7 protein-coding genes and 2 tRNA genes are annotated in these 6,238 nt (G+C 27.6%); 4 read left to right on the top strand and 5 right to left on the bottom strand.

Annotated elements, in window-relative coordinates; translation table 11 throughout:
- The coding region (locus KJQ99_RS08310) for a J domain-containing protein (RefSeq protein ID WP_214150521.1) at window positions 1-609 on the top strand (609 nt) is incomplete at its 5' end.
- An 87-nt stretch (window positions 610-696) separates the two neighbouring features.
- Entirely contained in the window at window positions 697-990 is a 294-nt protein-coding gene (locus KJQ99_RS08315; protein WP_214117178.1) for a DUF2325 domain-containing protein, read from the top strand.
- A gap of 55 nt (window positions 991-1,045) precedes the next feature.
- Here KJQ99_RS08315 and KJQ99_RS08320 read toward each other — a convergent pair whose 3' ends face one another.
- Entirely contained in the window at window positions 1,046-2,035 is a 990-nt protein-coding gene (locus KJQ99_RS08320) for a bifunctional 3,4-dihydroxy-2-butanone 4-phosphate synthase/GTP cyclohydrolase II (RefSeq protein WP_214150522.1), read from the bottom strand.
- Between the two features lie 153 nt (window positions 2,036-2,188).
- Between KJQ99_RS08320 and KJQ99_RS08325 the strand changes: the two genes are divergently transcribed.
- Window positions 2,189-2,263: transfer RNA gene (locus tag KJQ99_RS08325), tRNA-Gln, on the top strand.
- A gap of 9 nt (window positions 2,264-2,272) precedes the next feature.
- Window positions 2,273-2,348, top strand: a tRNA-Met gene (locus tag KJQ99_RS08330).
- Between the two features lie 612 nt (window positions 2,349-2,960).
- On the opposite strand, the gene KJQ99_RS08335 is transcribed toward KJQ99_RS08330, so the two are convergent.
- The 4 genes from KJQ99_RS08335 to KJQ99_RS08350 form a co-directional block, all read right to left on the bottom strand.
- Window positions 2,961-3,512 carry a tyrosine-type recombinase/integrase gene (locus tag KJQ99_RS08335; protein WP_214150524.1) on the bottom strand — a complete coding sequence of 184 codons (552 nt, stop codon included), beginning with the start codon at window positions 3,510-3,512 and terminating at the stop codon, window positions 2,961-2,963.
- 85 nt (window positions 3,513-3,597) lie between these two features.
- Window positions 3,598-4,014, bottom strand: a complete 417-nt coding sequence (locus KJQ99_RS08340) for a flagellar FliJ family protein (protein WP_214117182.1) — start codon at window positions 4,012-4,014, stop codon at window positions 3,598-3,600.
- Window positions 4,011-5,261, bottom strand: a complete 1,251-nt coding sequence (locus KJQ99_RS08345) for an adenylosuccinate synthase (RefSeq protein ID WP_214117184.1) — start codon at window positions 5,259-5,261, stop codon at window positions 4,011-4,013. Before KJQ99_RS08345 ends, KJQ99_RS08340 begins: the two co-directional genes overlap by 4 nt.
- A partial coding sequence (locus tag KJQ99_RS08350) for a hypothetical protein (RefSeq protein WP_214150523.1) occupies window positions 5,248-6,238 on the bottom strand: 991 nt, incomplete at its 5' end. The genes KJQ99_RS08350 and KJQ99_RS08345, both read right to left, overlap by 14 nt.

Consider the following 6,238-nt stretch of genomic DNA (forward strand, 5'->3'; position numbering starts at 1 on the left):
AAAAAATACAATAACGAACAACTTCAAAATATAAATACCGCATATTATAAAAAATTTAAACTAAATCTAGTAAGCGTAAATAGCCTAAAAGCAATGATAAATTGTAAGCTTGATTTTATGAGAAAAGATATAATTTTAAATTTCTCAAATCTTGAAAAAAATTTAATAATTTATCTTTCTAATTATTTTAAAGAGCACGATATAAAAATATTAAAAACTAAATTTATTATCACTTATAAAGATGAAAATACCTTAAGTTTATTAGATAAACTATGTGCTTGTAACGAGCATTTAAATTACTGCGTAAGCTTTAGTCTAAGCGAATTGGCTTATTTGCAATTTAAAAAAGAAATTAAAAATGAGCTGAAAAAAGACAATAGGTTTTTAAATGTTTGTATGCTTTTAGAAGAACATTTTAAAACATTGGGAGTGGAAGTAGGAGCTAGTTTTGATGTTGTAAGGAATAAATATCTTAAGTTAAGTAAAGTTTATCATCCTGATTTTCACTCGGAAAAAAGTGAAGAAGTAAAAAGAGTGTTAAAAGAAAAATTTGAAGAAATAAATATCGCATATGAAAGCCTAAAACCATTGTATAAAAATGTAAGTTAATATAATTATTAGAAATTTATAATAATTATCAGTTTCTTTAAAGGTTAATTGAGTATCATACTCAAAATTATTTTTAAGGAGAGTTTTATGTCAGTTTTGGTTATTGGTGCAGATGAGATTACCCCTATTAAAGCAGTTTTACATGACTTAGGTGCAAAAACAATCACTCATTGGGATGCTAGAAATGAAAATAGAGTAAATCGTCAAAGCATTCCACAAGATACTGGCTGTGTTGTTATGCTTACAAGTTTTTTAAATCATAACACTATGAAAAAAATAAAAAGTCAAGCTAAAAAAAGAAATATACCTTTAGTATGTGCTAAGCGTTCTGTTAGTTGTGTGTATTGTGAATACTGCAAGGTTTTGGGTTTAAATAAGTAAGTTTTAAAATAGAATTTGAAATCAATTATTTAATTTCAAATTCTAAATATTTTAATTATTCAATAATTAAGCCAAAGCCACTTAAAGCTGCAAATTGTTCTTGATTGCCTAAAAATTTAAACTTATTAATGCCTAAATCTTTTAAAATCTGCGCTCCTATGCCATAGTTTTTATCATCGCTTTTTAAGCCTTCCATAAATACTAGCATACCACCTTCTTTACTTAAATCATCTATTGATTTTAAAGTTTCTTCTAATTTAGTAGCATTTAAAATATTAATATCTTTAGAACTCTTATAAAACTTAATCAGACTTTTTTCATTTTTACCTGCAAAAGCAAAAATAGTGTGAATATCTCCTAAAAAATCTTTATATACAATCTTTTTAACGTCTTTACATAGTAATTTGGTTTTTTCTTCACTAATTTTTGATACTAAGCTTTCATTTTGTAATCTATATTTGATTAAGTCTTCAATAGTTACTAATTTTATATTGTGCTTTTTGCCAAATTCTATTAAATCATCACGTCTAGCCATTGTTCCATCAGGATTCATAATTTCACAAATTACACAAGCATGAGTAAGACCAGCTAATTTACACATATCAACCGTTCCTTCCGTATGCCCTGTTCTAACTAATACACCGCCATCTTTTGCTATTAACGGATTAATATGACCAGGTCTTACAAAATCACTTGCAACTGCATTTTTATTTGCAAATAATTTTATAGTAGCATCTCTTTCGCTAGAACTAACACCTGTACTTGCCGTTTTAATATCTACGGTGATAGTAAATGCCGTTTCATGATTAGAAGTATTTTTAGGAACCATTAGCGGTAATTCAAAATGCTCTGCAATTTTTTTATCTAGTGCTACACAAACAACGCCCCTAGCATGTGTTAATGTGAAATTCACCTTTTCTGGCGTGCTAAATTCTGCTGGAAAAATCAAATCACCTTCATTCTCCCTATCTTCAGCATCTAGCATTATCAACATATTTCCTTTTTTTAATTCTTTTATACCTTCTTCTATACTAACAAAAGACATATTTTTCCTTTTAATAATTATTTTAATTAAGTGTATGTAAAAATAATATATAAATGTTTAGAAATACAAAAAAAATAAGTAAAAATTATTTTTTTAAAAATTTTACTTGACAAATATATTTTTTTGATATATAATCACGCTTTTAATTTGCATTGGGGTATCGCCAAGCGGTAAGGCAACAGGTTTTGGTCCTGTCATTCAGGGGTTCGAATCCCTTTACCCCATCCACTTTTTTGTCGCGAAATAGAGCAGTGGTTAGCTCGTCGGGCTCATAACCCGAAGGTCGGGGGTTCAAATCCCTCTTTCGCAACCATTTTAGCGTAATTAGAATACTTATTTAATATATAAATCTTTATCAGACTTCTTTTTTATATAAATGTTTAGAATTCTAACATCTTTGAACTTAAAAAATTCTTAAAATAGTTTAGTTTTATTTTACTTTGAAAATGTTGTTTTTTTATGTTGGTTTATTGCTTTTCTTAAGTGAAACTTAATAAGGTTGAAATGCCTATGTGATAGGCGTTTAAGGGGCGAATTTTTAAAATCTCGCAAAATTGTATAATATAGACAAGGCGGGGTTCGTTACGGCGTTGGGCTCACGCCCCCCCCCGCCATAACTCACGCCCTTTTTATTCTCTCTTAGATTATTTAGCTTTAAATTTAATAAACTTAAAGATATAGCCTTTAAATGCGTTTAATGGTGCTTTAAATCATTAAAGGGCTAATAATAAAGGTAAATATTGTTTTTAGTAGATTTTTGAAATAAAGGGCGTTTTTATGCGTTTGTGGTGTTAATGCTAACGCATTAACTAGAGTAAAAACGCTTTGCGTTTTTATTGCTACGGCTTAAAAGGGATTACCTTTTAAGCCTTTATGGGGGTTTCCCCCATACCCCAACAAAGCATAAAGCATAAATTAGTAAAAATTAATTATTGTTATTTAAAGGAGTTATAACGCTTTCTAAAATGCTATTAATTACCATTTTTGAAAGGTTTTTATTGCGTGTTAAGTAGCCGTGTGTAGTTGTAATGTTTGAATGTCCTAAGGTAAGCATTACGCTTTCCATACTAAGTCCTAAATGATTAATAGCATAAGTTCCTATTAAGTGTCTTATGTCGTGAAGTCTCATTTTTGGTAGATTGTTTTTATTTAAAAAGTTATTCCAAGCTCTACGCAAATCTATATATTTATTTGCCGTATCTGGGTTTGTAAAAACGAAATCTTCTTCGGAATTGAAAAAAGTCCATTCAAAATGTAGTTTTAATCTATCTTTTAAAAGTGGTGTTAAAGAATATTCCATAGTTTTAGAGATTTTACAATTTTCGGAGCGTATTATATAGCTTTCGTTTTTAAAATCTATATCTTTCCACTTAAGGCTTAAAACTTCGTTTTTTCTTCTTCCGTGTAGTAAGAATAAAAAAATATTACTATACTTATCTTTATTATTAACAATTGCTTTAATTATATTCTTTTGAATATCGGTTGTATATCTAAAATAAAGCTATTTTTGATTTACAGCCTTTTTTAATAATTTATCAAATATCTTACTAAAAACCTTAAACTTAATTTATATCTTGATTAGCTGCAAAAAATCTCATTGTTGCAATTTCATCTAACTCTAATGCTTGTTTTTTTTCAAATTCTTTTTTCTTTTTTTTAATTTCTTCATCGTGTAAGTATTTTATTTTCTCATAATCTAGCGAAGCTTTTTTATACAAATGAGTAAAATGTACTATCTCTTTTTCACATAAACTAATTTTTTCTAGTAATTCTTTTTGTTTATTTAAATTAAAAAAAATCGCTTCATTTGCTAATTTTATTTCAAGTATAGTTTTTGGTTCTGGATATGTGTCTAATTCTTTTTTTACTAATTCAAATTCTTGTTCAATTGCAGTTTTTTTAAGTTTTGCTTTATTTAAAGCAAGCTCTGCATTTTGTAAAGCTTGCTTTTTTACACTTAATATTTGTTTAAATTTCATAAAATGATTGTATCTTCACGCTCAGGAGAAGTAGAAATCATTTTTATTTTTACACCAACTAATTCTTCAATTTTTGAGATATATTTTTTCGCATTTACAGGTAAATCATCATATCTTCTAATTCCATAAATTTTACCAAAGCCATCAACACTTTCATAAATTGGTTTTACATTTTCTAAATCAGCTGGAACATAATCAATTATTTCGCCCTTATATTCATATGCTTTACAAATCTTAATACTATCAAAATTTTCTAAAACATCTAATTTCATTAAAGCAAGTTCGCTAAGTCCGTTTAATCTAGCAGTATATCTTACAGCTACTGCATCAAACCATCCGCAGCGTCTTTTTCTACCTGTACTAACACCTATTTCTTTTCCTATTTCGCCTATTCTTTCGCCCTGCTCTGTTTTATCTTCTGTAGGGAAAGGTCCGTGTCCAACTCTTGTAGTATAAGCTTTTACTATTCCTATTGATTTGCCTGCTTCATAAGGACTTAATCCTAAACCACTTAAAGCTCCTGCAGCAATAGTTGTTGAACTAGTTACATAAGGATAAGTTCCGTGGTCAATATCTAATAAACTACCTTGAGCTCCCTCTAATAAGACTTTTTTATCTTCATCTAAAGCTTTCCATATAAGTCTTGTAGTATCACAAATAAATGGTGCTAACATTTCTTTATATCTTTTAAGATTAGCCAAAAGCTCATTTGCATCAGGTGCATTTACACCTAAAGTATCAAAATATGGTTTATTTATCACAAAATCTTTCAAAATTGCATTACAAAGTTTTTCAGGTTCAAGCAACTCACTTACTCTATGTCCGCTTCTTGAAATCTTATCAGCGTAGCAAGGTCCTATTCCTTTACCAGTCGTTCCTATTGCATTATCACCTTTAAATTTTTCTTTAGCAATATCAATTTGTGCATGATAGCTTAAATTAAGATGAGCTCTATCACTAATAAATAATCTACCTTCTAAATTATCAAATTGAGCCATTTCTGTAATCAAAACTTCAGGATTTAATACAACCCCGTTTCCTATTACATTTTTACAACGATGATGCAAAATACCACTAGGTAATAAATGTAAAGCATAACGAACTCCATCAACCCAAATAGTATGACCTGCGTTGTGTCCTCCTGCACTCCTACATACAAAATCATAGTTAGCACATAATTTATCTACAACTTTGCCTTTACCTTCATCTCCCCACTGAATACCTACTAATATGTCAGCTTTGCTCATATATATCTCCTATAAAAATATTATTTCCGTTTTCATACATTTGCATAATTTTATCTCTATTTTTTTCTTTCACTAAAGATACTAATCTACTCATATAATCTGCTTTAATAGCCAATTCTTCATTAGTAAAATCAAAATTTCTAATATTATTTAAGAATTTATCAAAATCTAAATTATCAAAAGATTCATTATTGTTAATTCTATTGCCAATTACTTTATAGTAATATTCGCAATACAAAATATCTAAATTCTCATTATTTACAATTCTATTTTTACAAAATACAACAAAATTATCCAATTCTGCTGGGTCGTATTCTTGTCTAAAAATTAAACAATATAAATTCTCACCTAAAGAATTCTTAGTTACAACATAGCTTAATTTATTAGGATGCAATATGTTATTAAAGTCTTTTAAATAAACAATATCCTTAATAGAACAAGTTTTGCCATCTAATATATTTGCAATAATTTTATCTTGTTCTTTTGCTAACAAGTCTTTTAAATATATCTTAGGTACATTTTGAGTATTTAATAAATTTCTTAGTTCTTTATTAGCACTAATACATTTAAATTCTTTATCAAATATACCTATGATAGAATTACTTTGTTTATAAATATCACTAAAAGATATAGGTTCTTTTATTTCATCTTCTAATATATCTTGTTTTAATAAAGCAAGATGAGCTGTTATATTTAAAAACCTAGCTTGTTTACTATCATAATTATAATCTCTTGAAATATTAAAGCTAACTTTAAATTCTGCATATCTACCATTATTTTGTCTTAAATATAAATTTTGTTCAATTACTTTAGAATAATTTGTAAAACTATTATCTTTAAGATTTTTTAATTTTAATAAAAATTCAATATAAGCAGGATAGCTACTTTTATGTAAAAGCTCTTTAAAATAAGTATAACTTAAAGCTGTATAACCTAAAATTCTATCTATATTTTTACTACAACTTCTTATTTTTAAC

Source organism: Campylobacter sp. 2018MI13, assembly GCF_018501135.1.
In the GTDB taxonomy this organism is placed as follows: domain Bacteria; phylum Campylobacterota; class Campylobacteria; order Campylobacterales; family Campylobacteraceae; genus Campylobacter_E.